This window comes from Telluribacter roseus, assembly GCF_017355915.2.
In the GTDB taxonomy this organism is placed as follows: domain Bacteria; phylum Bacteroidota; class Bacteroidia; order Cytophagales; family Spirosomataceae; genus Telluribacter.
Genome location: NZ_JAFEUV020000001.1, coordinates 179760 through 193038, shown reverse-complemented (window position 1 = coordinate 193038; position 13279 = coordinate 179760). Strand labels below are relative to the sequence as shown.

Sequence of the window (13279 nt, the reverse complement as noted above, 5' to 3'; positions counted from 1 at the left end):
TGCCACTTTCAGAAAATGGCTCGCAACCAAACATTAACCCAGAATCTTGACTGGATCGCCGTACTTATTTACATCCTGTGTGTAATGATGGGGTGGTTCAATATTTACGCAGCCGTATACAGTCCGGAGGTACCTACCAGTATTTTTGATATGGCCCACAATGCCGGAAAGCAGCTCATGTGGATTGGTACTACCGTACTCCTCATTATTGCCATTCTGGTCATTGACCATAAGTTTTACGATACCTTCGCGTACATCATCTACGGATTTGTGATTCTGTTGCTAATAGCCGTACTTTTTATCGGAGCAGATATCAATGGTTCGCACTCCTGGATCAAGATAGGTGCCTTCTCTATCCAGCCCGCTGAGTTTGCCAAACTGGGTACCAGCCTGGCACTAGCCAAGTACCTCAGTGACCCTACGGTGAGCCTCACCCGGTCGTGGAAGGAGTACCTGCCCATAGCAGGTTTTATTGGGGCCCCTTCGCTCCTGATCCTGCTTTCGAATGAGACGGGGTCTATGCTGGTATTCGCGGCTTTTGCCATTATGCTGTATCGCGAAGGGCTGCCTGGTATTATCCCCGCCGTGGGTATCATCATGGCCGTACTGGTGGTCATGACCCTGCTGGTGTCCAACTGGTTTATTGTAGCCGGGATAGTTATTATAGCCGGTCTGATCATATGGTTTATGCCCAAAGCTACCCGTAGGCAGGGGGGCTTACTAGCGACGCTGGTGGTGGCATTTATTATGATAGGCGTAGTCGTCGGGGTGGACTTTTTCATCAACAACGTCCTCCAGAAGCACCAGCGCAGCCGCATTATGGTACTGGTTGATCCGGATTCGGATCCGCGGGGTGCCGGATGGAACGTGATTCAGTCCAAGATTGCAATCGGCTCCGGACGGCTCATAGGCAAAGGATTCCTGGAAGGTACCCAGACCAAGTTTGACTTCGTGCCCGAGCAGAGTACCGACTTTATCTTCTGTACCGTGGGTGAAGAGCACGGCTTTATTGGGGCAGCCATTGTGGTGGTTCTGTTTATGGGCCTTATAGCCCGGCTGGTGATCCTGGCCGAGCGACAGCGAACGCGCTTTGCCCGGGTGTACGGCTACTGCGTGGCGGGCATCATGTTTTTTCACTTCATGATCAACATCGGTATGACCATCGGCCTCATGCCGGTTATTGGTATTCCCTTGCCTTTTTTCAGCTACGGAGGTTCGTCGTTGTGGTCGTTTTCAATCCTACTGTTTATTTTCCTTAAAATCGACTCACAGCGCCCTTACACCCTATCGCGTACCTAAGCTATGGCGCTGATCAGCAAGAAGAAGATACCGTATCCGATCAGCCCCCAATTGCGGGAGTACCTCACCAAGTACCAGCGGGAGGTACCCCTCAGTATCCACTACACGGATCTGCACCGGTTTTCGAACGCGATCTCCCTGTACGATCCCAAGGGACACGATACGCTCTGGCTGTCGGTGTTTTACGAGCCGGGCGATACGCAGGACATTTTTTATGCCCTCAAGACCATCTACGCCCATCTTAAAGTTGACGGTGATCTGTCCATCCTGAGCCACCTCTCCGTCGACCGCGTAGACCTGTGCACCTACGGCAATACGCGTCCGTTCCGGATCCGGATCGTCAACCAGATCAACGACAACTTCGACTACTTCTATATCAAGCATGCTGATGCCTCCCGGGTATACGGGCTGGAGCTGGAAGATGTCCTCTCGCCCAACCAGGTGAGCTACCTGACCAGCGGCAACTCCCTGGTAGAGGAGCATATCGTGGGTATGCCGGGGGATATATTCATGAAGACGCACCTGCAGGACCCCAGCCTGAACCCCATCCGGCTGTGTAAGGAGTTTGTGAAGTTTAATGAAAGGTGCTTTATACGGCTGCTGGGCGATATGCACTCCAGCAACTTCATAGTAGATATTACCCCCGATTTTGAAGAGATCTACTACCGCCTGCGGGCCATTGACTTTGATCAGCAATCTTACGAGGGAAAGAAGTCGGTGTACATGCCGCAGTACTTCCGGCAGAACAACCCCATCATTGAACTAGGCATGAAGTACATGACTCCTGAGAGTGTACGGCAGTACCAGATCGAGGAGCGTACGCAGATAGCGACCCGAATGCGCATCGAAAAATCCAGGGCCAATGATATCCTGGATGTCATGTCCGAAGACAGGCTCTCCAGCCCCGAGTACATAGCCCAGCTACGGCAGGAGCTGGCACGGCACTACCAGCACCAGGTGTTTCTGGAATGCCGTACCATGGGCCAACTGGTTCGGACGAGCCTCGAACTAATCTCGCACCACTAGCTGAGCTTGCCTGCCGCCAAAAGCAGCAGTACCCACCCCGCAATGAGCAACAGACCGCCAATAGGCGCCACCGCTCCAAACTTCGTGATACCGGTAAAGCAGATGGTGTAGAGAGAGCCGGAGAAGATAAGTACCCCTCCTATAAAAGCATAACCCGACCATCCCAGCCAGCGGGTGGCATCTACCCCCGCCCGCTGCATCAGCAATCCTACGACTACGAGCATGATGGCGTGGTAAAACTGGTACTTTACGGCGGTTTCAAAAGTATCGGCCCGTCCAGAGGCTTCCAGTGTGGCGCGGAGAGCGTGTGCCCCAAAGGCACCCAAAGTCACGGCCAGTGCTCCCAGTATAGCCCCAACCTGTATCATCAGTTTCATGGTTCTGCGAATAGTAGTTAATAGTACAGCCAAAGGTACTGGCTCGTACCTGGCATTTCAACACTGCTCCTAAAAAATTAATCGTACACGCGCTCCCGCTTACTGGTACTATTTTTTTGATACTACCACCTGTAGCCACAGCCATCTTACACGCTGGCAATGTGTCTTCGCATCACTCAAGATTAATAGTTTATGACCGTTCAATAATTAAAATGTTAATTTTGAGCACTTTTTGTAGTAACTACGTAGAATCGTTTAAATATTTACACGTATTTTTACTCACTTTAAAGTAGTACTACCTACTCCACACCTAGTGGCAACAGTGTAGTACTATCTATACACACTATTTAAAGACTATACACACATGGAAATTTTAGTAGTTGAAGACAATGAACTGCTGCTGAAAGCAATTGAATTTCGCTTAAAAAAAGAAGGGTACACCATTATTACAGCCAGGGACGGAAAAGAAGCCATGGACAGGATCAGCCGCTCCATGCCCGATATGATCATTACAGACATTATGATTCCGTTCTTCAGCGGCCTGGAGATTGTCAGTGTAGTCCGGAGTAAATTTCTTTCCAGGATTCCGATCATTGTACTGAGTCGCGTCGGGTCCGAAAAAACAATCCTTGAAGCCTTTGAACTAGGCGCTGATGATTTTATCACAAAGCCATTTAGCCCGAATGAGCTGTGCATGCGCATCAAGAAACTGCTCATTCCTCAGCTAAGGTCCTACTGAATAGAATTGACTTTACAAGACGTAGACCGTAAGGCTCCTGCTCGGCTGGTCATTCTACTTACTACTATTACTGCATCAGCCATTCCCCTGTAGTACTATTTACGGGGTAATGGCTGATTTTGCGTTTTCTGCGGCCAAACAGAACCTGTTTTGTATATTTGACCTTACCCACCGCGGGTTGAGTCCACGCAGTTTTACGTTACGCATCAGATTTGTACGCTTTCATGACTATTGTAAAGTTACCTCCTCCATTTGCCCCTGATTCATTAGTACAATTTGGAAAACTAGCCACCACCTGGGCCATAGTCATATTGCTGATGACTTTTGTCGAACTGGGGTACAGTGCGTATGAGTATGGACTGGCGGATCCGTTGTGGCCGGTGGTAGGGCGGGCCGTGCTGAACGACCTGTTTTACTTTCTGAAGAGTACCCTTTTCCTCTTTATTGCCCACAGCGCTTTCACCTTTCTTTCCCTCCGCGTTGCCCGTTCTGTCTTTGCAGGCATTGTGTTGCTACTGGTAGCCATGCAGCTGAGCCTGATGAAGTACTTTCTGACGTCCCTCGCGCTCCTGGGCTCTGACCTGTTCATTTACTCCCTCAATGATATTATACAAACAGCCGGAGCTGCTGGTGCCGTGTCTCTGCTTGGTGTCCTAGGGTTTCTGGTTTTTATAGGTCTGGTCTGGGCTCTTTTCTACTATGTATCTCCACGTATACCTACACACCGTTGGGTCGCGCTGGCATTGCCCCTGCTGTCGGTTGCTTTTATCTGGTCAGAGGCTGAAAAAATGGTCGAAGCGCCACAGTTTGGCAACGAGTACCTCAACTATCTGAGCTATAACAAATCGCTATACTTTACGAATGCCTCCTACACCTACTTCTTGGACGACAGCAAAGACGAGGGGGTGGATATCTACTCAGATATGTACCTGGGCGTGGGCGAAACATTGAGCTCCGGCGAGAGTAAGCTTGTAACGGTAAACTACATCGGAGCCCAGGAGTTTCCTTTTCTGCATCGTGAGGAAACTCCCGATGTACTAGGGCCTTACTTCAAAAAATCAGCCAGTAAGCCTAATATTGTCATCATTGTGGTGGAGGGGCTGGGCAGAGCATTTACTGGTGAAGATCCCTACCTGGGAAGTTTCACGCCTTTTCTGGACTCGCTGTCCAGCAAGAGTCTGGTCTGGGCCAACTTCCTGAGTGAGGGTGGACGTACGTTTGCGGTACTTCCTTCCATACTGGGATCTGCCCCTTTTGCCAAATCGGGCTTCAATGACCTGGCGGATAAGATACCCGCCCATTTCAGCCTGATGAATGTCCTGAAGAAAAATGGCTACAGTAGTTCATTTTACTACGGTGGTAATAGCAGCTTTGACAATATGAATGTATTCCTGCGCAAGGCAGGCATCGGGGAGATTTACGACGAGTCATCCTTTGGCAGCGGGATTCCCAAGATGCCATCGAGCAATGGCTTTACCTGGGGCTACGACGACCGGGAACTTTTCAACCATTTTTTCCGGACAAACTCCCAGGCTATCGGCACCCCTAAGCTGAACATCATCCTGACGGTCTCCATGCACAGCCCCTTTCTGATCAATAATCAGGAGGTATATATGTCGAAGGTAGAACAAAGAATGACGGAGCTGGCTTTCTCGGAAGAGCAGAAAGAAAAGACCCGCCCCTACAAGCAGATGCTGTCGACGATCCTGTTTACGGATGGGGCGCTGCGCGACTTCTTCCGGAAGTACAGCCAGCGGACCGACTTCCAGAACACCATCTTCCTCATCACGGGTGACCACCGCATGCCCGAGATCCCGATGACTACCAAGATAGACCGGTACCACGTGCCTCTCATTATCTACTCACCACTACTCAGTCGCACGGCCTATTTCCGGTCCATCTCCACCCATTTTGACATTACCCCATCGCTGGTCGCCTTTCTGTCCAATAACTATGCTGTGAGCCGCCCCGCCGTTACCAGTTGGCTGGGTACGGGTATTGATACGGTACGGCAGTTCCGCAATGTCCATTCGTACCCCTTCATGGTAACCAAGGCCGAAATGGTCGACTACATCATGGGCAACTACATGCTGAGCCGGAACGAACTGTATGACATATCGGCCAATATGGATCTTAGTCTGATTGATGATCAGTCCAAAAGAAGCAGTCTGCAAAGTACCTTTGAGCTGTTCAAGCAAAAGAACAGCCGCATCCTGAATGGTAGCCGGCTGGTACCTGATTCGGCACTGGTGAAGTTTAATCTTTAGGGACTGTACCTGCGACCACGCCCTGGTAGTACTCGTCCAGGATACGCGCCATCATGGGCTGGTACACTTTCCAGAAAAACTCGTTGCGGTCGGCCAGGGTGGCACTATGCATAAACAGCGGCACTACCCGCTCAATCCACTTAAAGTAGGCTGACTGGAGCTTTACGGGGTTGTCGCTGTAATCACCGGCAAAGTAGTAGAACTGATAATCGGGAGCTTTATGCATCAGTACCGCCGGGAAGCGGGTCGAAAGGCCGTGGCGGGTCAACAGACTTTTGCCCCGGGCATTGGCTCCGATCTCATAGTGGGCGATGGCCTGGTTGATGCGGGGATCAAAGAGTAATACATCAAACCAGTACGCGTACCTGGCCCTGCCTGGCAGTCCAAACTGATCACGCCCCTGCTGTGTCGGTACCAGGTGCGGCACCTCCTCGTCGAGATGCGTTTCGTTCTCAAGCACCACCACTTCCTTCGTATCTTTGACGAAGGCGATGCCTGAGCGCCTGTAGTTCCAGTGTCCGTGTCGGCGCTTGTGGTCGCTGATCAGCCAGCGGGGTATTTCGGGATTGGTGGAATCAAGGGAACTGAAGTACCGGCCGATCCAGCCCGTCCAGCGCATCCCAAACTCCCGCTCAAAGCGCCCCCGGATGGTGGTACTGGTAGGTGAGTTGATGGCGTTGAACTCCAGCAGGATCAGCTTTTTGTTCTTCTTCATGCTCTTCAGAAAAAAGATATCCTGCTCACTCATCCCCCCATAGATCATACCCGCCCGTCCGGCTCCACTATCAGTGGGAAACCATTCCTGCTTATATACGCCGTAGGTATCGGTATAGTAGGCGAGGTCACAATCGCGGCTGAGCTGCTCCAGCTGATCGTTGGTGAAGCGCTCCAGACCTTTTACTTTATAAAGCTGGTTATCTTCCGGAAAGAAACCGAAATAGTCGTTGAGGTCGTAGAGGCGGGTGCGGGTTTTGGTGAAGCGGTTGTGCCTCAGCATCCAGGTCAGGGAGCTATGCTTGGGGGCATCGGGCGTAAGTACTGTCTTGTCCACGATGGCAGCTACCAGCTTACGCTTGGGAGTCAGGAACCACGCCAGCCACAACCAGAAGGGAATAGTGAACAGAAAGTAAAAGAGGAGTCTGACGGGAGAGATTTTCATCATGAAGCTACTGATTAGAATCGGCGCTGGTAGGTAAAGCCGGCGCTAAGCTGCGAGCCCCGGGAGCCTCTGGACAGATCTTCATTAAACCACGTGGCCGTCAGCTGGAGTACATTAACTTTCTGGAACCTCCGGCTGTACCATACATCCACCTTCCTTGAGTTGAGGCGCTGCTGCTGCCGGTCCAGTAGTACGCTCCGGTTTTCGTCCGGCGATATACCCGACCCTACACCCAATGACACAAAATCATCAGCCGTATTGAAGTAGTAGCGGGTGGTAAGGGTATAGCTATGGGATACTTTCCTGTTGTCAGGTACCAGGTACGTCCGCAGATTGAACCAGTAGTTACTATAGTACTTACCTACTGATGACGTAAATATCCAGGTAGCGGTAGAGAACTTGAGGTACCTGAACCCTACTTCCCCCTCGAAGCTTTGGGGGAGGTTGGCATATAGGGAGTAGCCCCCCCTGAAACGGGGGAATATAGGTTCGTTGAACGAGTACCCTACGTTGACGTAGCTATAAAAGGTGGGGCTGATACGGGGGTAGGCGTCCGCCTCCAGCTGCAGGCCATTGGTACCGAAGCGGTTGGCATAGTTGACGCGACCTATGATAATTCCCCGCCCGGTCCGGTAGCCGTAGGCTATATTGGCTATGTGCCAGGGCGTGTCGTGCAGGGCTGAGTTGTAGTTTTTGTCAAAGTAGAAGTAATCGTACCCGACGGTAAGCTGCCGCAGTGAAGCCTGCTCCCGGATCCTGACCTCAAGTTCTTTGGACACGGTACTGCGGGGGAACCTGACATGGATGTCATTGATCAGCGAAAACGCCTCCGGGTATTCTTTCAGATCATACAGCGCCTGGGCTTTCCTGAGCATAAGCCCCTCGTCATCGGGAAAAAATGTGAGGGCCTTGTTGATGTAGGTAAGTGCTTCATCCGGATCTTTGGCTTTGTATTCCAGCCCAATGTAGCTGTTGAGTGCCTCTCTGTCTCCGGGTGTCTTCTCAAGTACCTGATCCAGTTCTTTCCGTGCCTGGTCCAGACTATCCGTGAGTATGTAGATCCGGCCCAGCAGTACCCGCATCTGGACCTGCCCGGGTTCCTTCTGGATTGCCTGCCGGATCAGGCGCAGGGCTTCGGTGTAGTCTTTGCGAACATAGGTGGCTAACTGAGCCCTTCGATGTAGCTCCGCGGAGCTGAGCTCTACCTGAGCCAGGGCTACCCCCGACAGGAAAGTAAGAAAGACAGGAAATAGTACCGAGTAAAAGTTTCTCACAGTGGATTGGTTCTAAAAGTCAGCATGGACCTCATATGTCAAGTAGCCCGGTAGTTAGAATCACGTACCCAGAGAAGTTGCTTCACCTCCGAAAAGTCCAACTCCAAAAGCTGAATTGGGCACGAAATTTGATCTAACTCACCTGTTGATGTGGATTCATACCAGATCAACCAGCCTCCTCTTTCAAGCAAATAACATGCCTTATTTCGCACCCGCAGGTGTATATATCAGGCTATGTACGTATCCAAATCCACTTAAAGGTTGCTGAATGATCTGAACTTGAATTGCTTACGCGTGAGCAATGGAGTCTGCACTTCACCCTTAGTCTACTTGGTGCAGTAGGTACCTGATATCATTTCGCATATTTTAAGTTTCAGTACATAGTCCCAGAGTTCAATTTTGGCATAAGCCATATCTTACCATTTGACACTACTTAATGATCTACTGGTTTACATACTTCGGTGGAGGCGCTCACAATTTTCAATACTCGTTACTTATTTTCTTCATTCTGCTATTTACCAGCATCAGCCTGGCTTTTTTTATACTCACCCTACTAAGCATCAAAAGCCGGAAGATGCGGCAGCGGCGAGACAAAGAGCTGAATGAGCTGTGCGAAACAGTATTTAACTCCATCATGTTCGAAGAGCGGCTCTCCAATGAGGCGGAGGATATTCTGGATGATCTTCTTTCGGACGCTACCGAAACGCAGTTTCTGGTGAACGAACTGGTGGGGCTTACAAGGCAGTTTACCGGAGAGGTAGCCGACAAGCTCCGGGAGTTTTACCAGCGGGAAGAACTGGTTGAGTTTTCTCTGGATAAGCTAAAAACCGGGGATAAGAAGGCCATTCTGATGGGGATCGAGGAGTTGATGGAGATGAACGTTACATCAGCCATTCCGGCTCTGGCCTCGCTATTACAAACCGAAGAAGATGAAGAGATACAGGGCCACGTGCACCTGGCCATCCTGAACCTGAACCCTGATCAGGGATTCAGGTACCTCAACGAAGCCAACAAGTACCTGTCGGAGTGGCATCAGCTGACGATCATAGCCCTACTGGACCGAAAGGACTACTACGATGTACCGTATCTGGATAAATGGCTGACCAAAAATGACTCACTGATTATCTTTGGCTGCCGGCTTATCCGCTTCACCAAGTCACTGATCGAGATCCCCCTGCTCAAGGAACTGGTTACCACTACCCCGCCTCACGTAAAGGTAGAGGTAGTCAGGACGCTGGGGGTGCTGGAGGCTAATGACGCAGGTCCGCTCCTCATGGATATTTACCCCCACGAAAACGAAGAAGTAAAATTAGCCATTCTGGAAGCACTCTCCCAGTTCGGAGATCCGGCGGCCTTACCCTTCCTGATCGAATGTACCATCCGTGAGCCCTTCAGGATACGCATGGCAGCCATCCGAGCCATCGATAAGACCGGAGGAGGAACCGAAGCCATGAAGCAGCTCCATTCCTTACAGGACACCCAGATCGATAAAATTATCAGACACGTTAGCGATACCCGCATCTAGTCATGGAATTCATTACTTTTCTTCTGACCGAAGTTTACACCAAGGGGCTGCTGCTCTACTGCATCACCGTGCTGCTGATTACCCTTATACTGGGGATCATCTCTTTTGTCACGCTCAGGAAGTACCTGCGCGAAAACCGCCGTATCGACTACGCCGATGTAGTACTCTCTACCCTCACTCCCTCTATCTCACTGGTGGCACCGGCCTATAATGAGGGCAAAACCATCGTAGAAAACATCCGCTCGCTCCTGTCGATCCACTACGCCAGCTACGAGGTAATCATCGTAAACGACGGCAGCAGGGATGACACTTTACAGAAAGCCATCGAAGCCTACCAACTGGAAGTAGTTGACTTTGCCGTCAACGAAGAACTGGTGTCGAAGTCTATCCGGAATATTTATAAATCCTCCCTCCCCGCCTTCCGGAATCTGATAGTGGTAGACAAAGAAAACGGGGGCAAAGCGGACGCCCTCAACGCGGGTATTAATGTATCGTCAGGCCGGTTTGTGGCGTGTATCGATGTGGACTGTGTACTGGCGCAGGATTCGTTACTAAAGATGGTAAAGCCATTTCTGGAAGGTAAAACCCGAGTGATTGCCACCGGAGGTGTTATACGTATCGCCAACTCCTGCGTCATAGAACACGGTAGTATAGTGGAGGTTAAGGTACCTGACTCATTTCTGGCGAGGGTACAGGTACTTGAGTACCTCCGGTCTTTTCTGATGGCCCGCATGGCCTGGGGACGGATCGATGGCCTCCTGCTCATATCGGGCGCCTTCGGCATGTTTGACCGGGAGATCGTAGTGAAAGCCGGGGGCTATAATCCCAAAACCGTAGGCGAAGACCTGGAACTGGTCGTGCGCATGCGGAGGTACATGATTGAAAACAAGCTCCCCCATACGGTCAGGTTTATTCCCGACCCCCTCTGCTGGACCGAAGCCCCCGAGAGCATTACCATCCTGAGCCGTCAGCGCAACCGCTGGATGCGGGGCACCATCGAGACTCTGCTCCTACACCGGAAAATGTTTCTGAACCCTGCCTACGGCAAGCTGGGACTAATCAGCTACCCCTACTGGCTGTTTTACGAGTTCCTGGCGCCGCACATTGAGTTTTTTGGCTTTCTGATTCTCCTGACGCTTTCGGTACTGGGCCTGGTCGACTGGACCTTCTTTCTCAGCCTGATGGGCATGGTCTATGCCTTTGTCATCATGTTCAACCTGTTTACCCTGCTGGCTGAGGAGTTTACGTACTTTCAGTACAAGCGCTTTCGTGACCTGTTCAAACTTATCCTGACGGCTTTCCTGGAGCCTATCCTGTTCCATCCCTTCCTGGTAATATCGGCCATTCAGGGCAATCTGGATTTTCTGGAAGGCAAGAAGACCTGGGGCGAAATGACCCGGAAAGGATTTACGAAAGAGGCTCCTACGGCGAAGCCCGTTCTGCCCCAAAAAGAAGAGAGCCTTCGGCACAGTGACTGAAAGCTCTCTTGAGTAGGATTGGACTGGTAGTAGTTATTTTTCGAGCTCTTTCCTGAGTAACTCTACCGATAGCAGGAATATACGCATAAGTTTATCGAAGCTAGACCGGATGGCAGCCAAATCATCATGGGATGCGGCCTGCTCTTCCATGTATTTCAGCAGGCCCTGCTCTTTTACACCCATCAGGGCAAAAGAACTACTGAGCTTATGGGCTCTCTTCATGATCAGGTCATAGTCTCCTTCCTGAATAGCAATTTCGAGATTGCCCATATCTTCCGGTGTTCTGGAGAGGTACAGCTCTATCATCTCCTTCTCAAACTCACTGGATCCGTCCGAAAAGTTTTTTAGATAAGCCAGGTCAATCACATTCGCCTCTGTATCAACCTCCACACCTGGCTTAGGGGCAGCATTTGCCATATGTATGAATTGGGTAATTTTAAGATAGAGTTCTTTGGGAGCCTGAGCAATTGTTGTCAGCTCCGACCAATCCGTGCAGCAGTCTTCAACGGTTTCTCCGTTGGCCCCGTTTACAGCGGTTGTAATAAGCGCCTCGTACAGCTTCAGGGTCCGTTGTTCTTTTTTGGAAACGATGTGCGAAGCGACCTCCTGAGCCAGGGTACGAAGTGTAAGCTCCTGCTCTTCCGATAGCTTGTTAGCTTTATGATCCAGTATACAGAAGGTACCTAAGGCATTACCCTGAGGATCCACGATGGGATAGCCCGCATAAAAACGAATGGCAGAAGATCCCGCGACCAGGGGAGTACTTTTGAACCTATCATCCTCCGAAGCGTCCTCTACTTCAAACAGGGTGCCGCTCCCGATGGTATAGTGGCAGAAAAACTGGTGACGATCTATATGATCCAGGTCAAGCCCTTGCCTGGACTTAAACCAGACCTTTTCCCTATCAACCAGCGTAATTAAGCAAATGGGTACTTTGCAGATGACAGAAGCCAGATGGGTCAGACGATCAAATTCTGGTTCGGCTACGGTAGTCAGGATCTTGTAGTTTTTCAGGGCTTTTAGTCGCTGAGGTTCATTGACCGGAACCGGCAGTGTTTTTAACATATAGTGTATAATAGTGTTACAGAAAGAGGTATTGGTTATTATCAGCTTATGTCAGGCACGCATTGGTAAGTACTGCTATGCCCCGTTTCAAATCATATACTACTGCATCCGGAGCCGGGGCGGTACAGTTGGACGGGCCGCTTTGGCCCAGGTATAGGCAAACACCTGATACCCTACTAGTCTGATGTTGTCCTTCCCCTCAAAATCGGCCGCATTGTACTGATTAAGTATATCCGTATACGCGTCGCCAAAGGTGTAATTGCCTCCGGCCTCACTGTAATAGGAGTACATGTAATCGGGCTCCGCACTGAACAACACTATAACATCCATGACCTTGTTCTGCCGGCGGGCAGCCTGGCCCAGGTGCGCGAGCCGGCTCTGCATGTAGCCAAACTCGGGTGTACTCCGGTAGGTATGTACCATGATCCGGTCCAGCCAGTGTACCAGCGTATCGGCCTGCTGTGCTTCCTGGTCAACCGGATTGCGAAACCACCCTATATACGCTTCAGCCATCACGGGCGTGGTTGTACTACGCATGGATTTCATATGATCCACAAAGCAGGCAAAATCACAGTCTTCTCCCTCATTCCACCACTCCCTTTCCAGATTATATACCGTAAAGCGCTCGTTCGTATCAGCCCGGGAAGCATTATACTCGTTGGTCTGTATGAAGTTATTCCGAGAGCCCCGCACGGCCGCTACCTGACTGATCCCGTAGGTAAGCCGTGTCTTTCGGATAAAGCGCCCCAGTACGGCATACTGCTCATTGGCCATCACAGTATTGAGGTCATAGAGGCTGATGGCATTAAAGCCGTTACACACACACCACCTGAGCAGCGAATCCTCCCTAGCGGTATCACCCAGTATATCCAGCATATTATTAACATACACTCCTCTATAAGCAGGAGTGAGCATAGGCTGGAGCGGCGGACATAACGATAGGTTTTGATTCCCCGGCTTCACGGTGGGCATCGTCAGGTGGCAACTTGCCATCACCAACCCTATTAACATACAGATTATCAAGCGCGTGCTCTTCATACAACAGGTAGGCTTTTCACTGAGCACACTCT

Annotated in this window: 11 protein-coding genes; 6 read left to right on the top strand and 5 right to left on the bottom strand. The window is 50.7% G+C overall.

Features of this window, described 5'->3' with window-relative positions; genetic code table 11:
• Positions 1–15: 15 nt before the first annotated feature.
• Both rodA and JTN23_RS00820 read left to right on the top strand, forming a co-directional pair.
• Positions 16–1299, top strand: a complete 1284-nt coding sequence (gene rodA / locus JTN23_RS00825) for a rod shape-determining protein RodA (RefSeq protein WP_247231571.1) — start codon at positions 16–18, stop codon at positions 1297–1299.
• Positions 1300–1302: 3 nt separating this feature from the next.
• Positions 1303–2325, top strand: coding sequence for a hypothetical protein (locus JTN23_RS00820; RefSeq protein ID WP_247231569.1), 1023 nt, complete (start codon positions 1303–1305; stop codon positions 2323–2325).
• On the opposite strand, the gene JTN23_RS00815 is transcribed toward JTN23_RS00820, so the two are convergent.
• Positions 2322–2702 carry a DUF423 domain-containing protein gene (locus JTN23_RS00815; RefSeq protein ID WP_247231567.1) on the bottom strand — a complete coding sequence of 127 codons (381 nt, stop codon included), beginning with the start codon at positions 2700–2702 and terminating at the stop codon, positions 2322–2324. The two genes, JTN23_RS00820 and JTN23_RS00815, sit on opposite strands and share 4 nt — an antisense overlap.
• 364 nt (positions 2703–3066) lie before the next feature.
• Between JTN23_RS00815 and JTN23_RS00810 the strand changes: the two genes are divergently transcribed.
• Positions 3067–3441, top strand: a complete 375-nt coding sequence (locus JTN23_RS00810) for a response regulator transcription factor (RefSeq protein WP_247231565.1) — start codon at positions 3067–3069, stop codon at positions 3439–3441.
• A gap of 317 nt (positions 3442–3758) precedes the next feature.
• On the top strand, positions 3759–5708 hold the full coding sequence (locus JTN23_RS00805) for an LTA synthase family protein (RefSeq protein WP_247231563.1): 1950 nt from the start codon (positions 3759–3761) through the stop codon (positions 5706–5708).
• Here JTN23_RS00805 and JTN23_RS00800 read toward each other — a convergent pair.
• Together JTN23_RS00800 and JTN23_RS00795 are read right to left on the bottom strand one after the other, a co-directional pair.
• The gene (locus JTN23_RS00800; RefSeq protein WP_247231561.1) at positions 5698–6870 is read right to left on the bottom strand and encodes a hypothetical protein; all 1173 of its coding nucleotides are present in this window, start codon (positions 6868–6870) and stop codon (positions 5698–5700) included. The two genes, JTN23_RS00805 and JTN23_RS00800, sit on opposite strands and share 11 nt — an antisense overlap.
• Before the next feature lie 11 nt (positions 6871–6881).
• Entirely contained in the window at positions 6882–8141 is a 1260-nt protein-coding gene (locus JTN23_RS00795) for a YaiO family outer membrane beta-barrel protein (protein WP_247231559.1), read from the bottom strand.
• 436 nt (positions 8142–8577) lie between these two features.
• Here JTN23_RS00795 and JTN23_RS00790 point away from each other — a divergent pair, with 436 nt between their 5' ends.
• Both JTN23_RS00790 and JTN23_RS00785 read left to right on the top strand, forming a co-directional pair.
• Positions 8578–9666, top strand: coding sequence for a HEAT repeat domain-containing protein (locus JTN23_RS00790; RefSeq protein WP_247231557.1), 1089 nt, complete (start codon positions 8578–8580; stop codon positions 9664–9666).
• Positions 9667–9668: 2 nt separating this feature from the next.
• Positions 9669–11144, top strand: coding sequence for a glycosyltransferase family 2 protein (locus JTN23_RS00785; protein ID WP_247231555.1), 1476 nt, complete (start codon positions 9669–9671; stop codon positions 11142–11144).
• Positions 11145–11177: 33 nt separating this feature from the next.
• On the opposite strand, the gene JTN23_RS00780 is transcribed toward JTN23_RS00785, so the two are convergent.
• Positions 11178–12209 carry a GAF domain-containing protein gene (locus JTN23_RS00780; RefSeq protein ID WP_247231553.1) on the bottom strand — a complete coding sequence of 344 codons (1032 nt, stop codon included), beginning with the start codon at positions 12207–12209 and terminating at the stop codon, positions 11178–11180.
• 99 nt (positions 12210–12308) lie between these two features.
• Positions 12309–13247, bottom strand: coding sequence for a hypothetical protein (locus tag JTN23_RS00775; protein ID WP_247231551.1), 939 nt, complete (start codon positions 13245–13247; stop codon positions 12309–12311).
• Between the last annotated feature and the right edge of the window lie 32 nt (positions 13248–13279).

Excerpts from the sequence above, each read along its gene's own strand:
- rodA (WP_247231571.1), top strand. The coding sequence starts at position 16 with ATGGCTCGCAACCAAACATTAACCCAGAATCTTGACTGGATCGCCGTA.
- JTN23_RS00820 (WP_247231569.1), top strand. The coding sequence starts at position 1,303 with ATGGCGCTGATCAGCAAGAAGAAGATACCGTATCCGATCAGCCCCCAA.
- JTN23_RS00815 (WP_247231567.1), bottom strand. The coding sequence starts at position 2,702 with ATGAAACTGATGATACAGGTTGGGGCTATACTGGGAGCACTGGCCGTG.
- JTN23_RS00810 (WP_247231565.1), top strand. The coding sequence starts at position 3,067 with ATGGAAATTTTAGTAGTTGAAGACAATGAACTGCTGCTGAAAGCAATT.
- JTN23_RS00805 (WP_247231563.1), top strand. The coding sequence starts at position 3,759 with ATGACTTTTGTCGAACTGGGGTACAGTGCGTATGAGTATGGACTGGCG.
- JTN23_RS00800 (WP_247231561.1), bottom strand. The coding sequence starts at position 6,870 with ATGATGAAAATCTCTCCCGTCAGACTCCTCTTTTACTTTCTGTTCACT.
- JTN23_RS00790 (WP_247231557.1), top strand. The coding sequence starts at position 8,578 with ATGATCTACTGGTTTACATACTTCGGTGGAGGCGCTCACAATTTTCAA.
- JTN23_RS00785 (WP_247231555.1), top strand. The coding sequence starts at position 9,669 with ATGGAATTCATTACTTTTCTTCTGACCGAAGTTTACACCAAGGGGCTG.
- JTN23_RS00780 (WP_247231553.1), bottom strand. The coding sequence starts at position 12,209 with ATGTTAAAAACACTGCCGGTTCCGGTCAATGAACCTCAGCGACTAAAA.
- JTN23_RS00775 (WP_247231551.1), bottom strand. The coding sequence starts at position 13,247 with ATGAAGAGCACGCGCTTGATAATCTGTATGTTAATAGGGTTGGTGATG.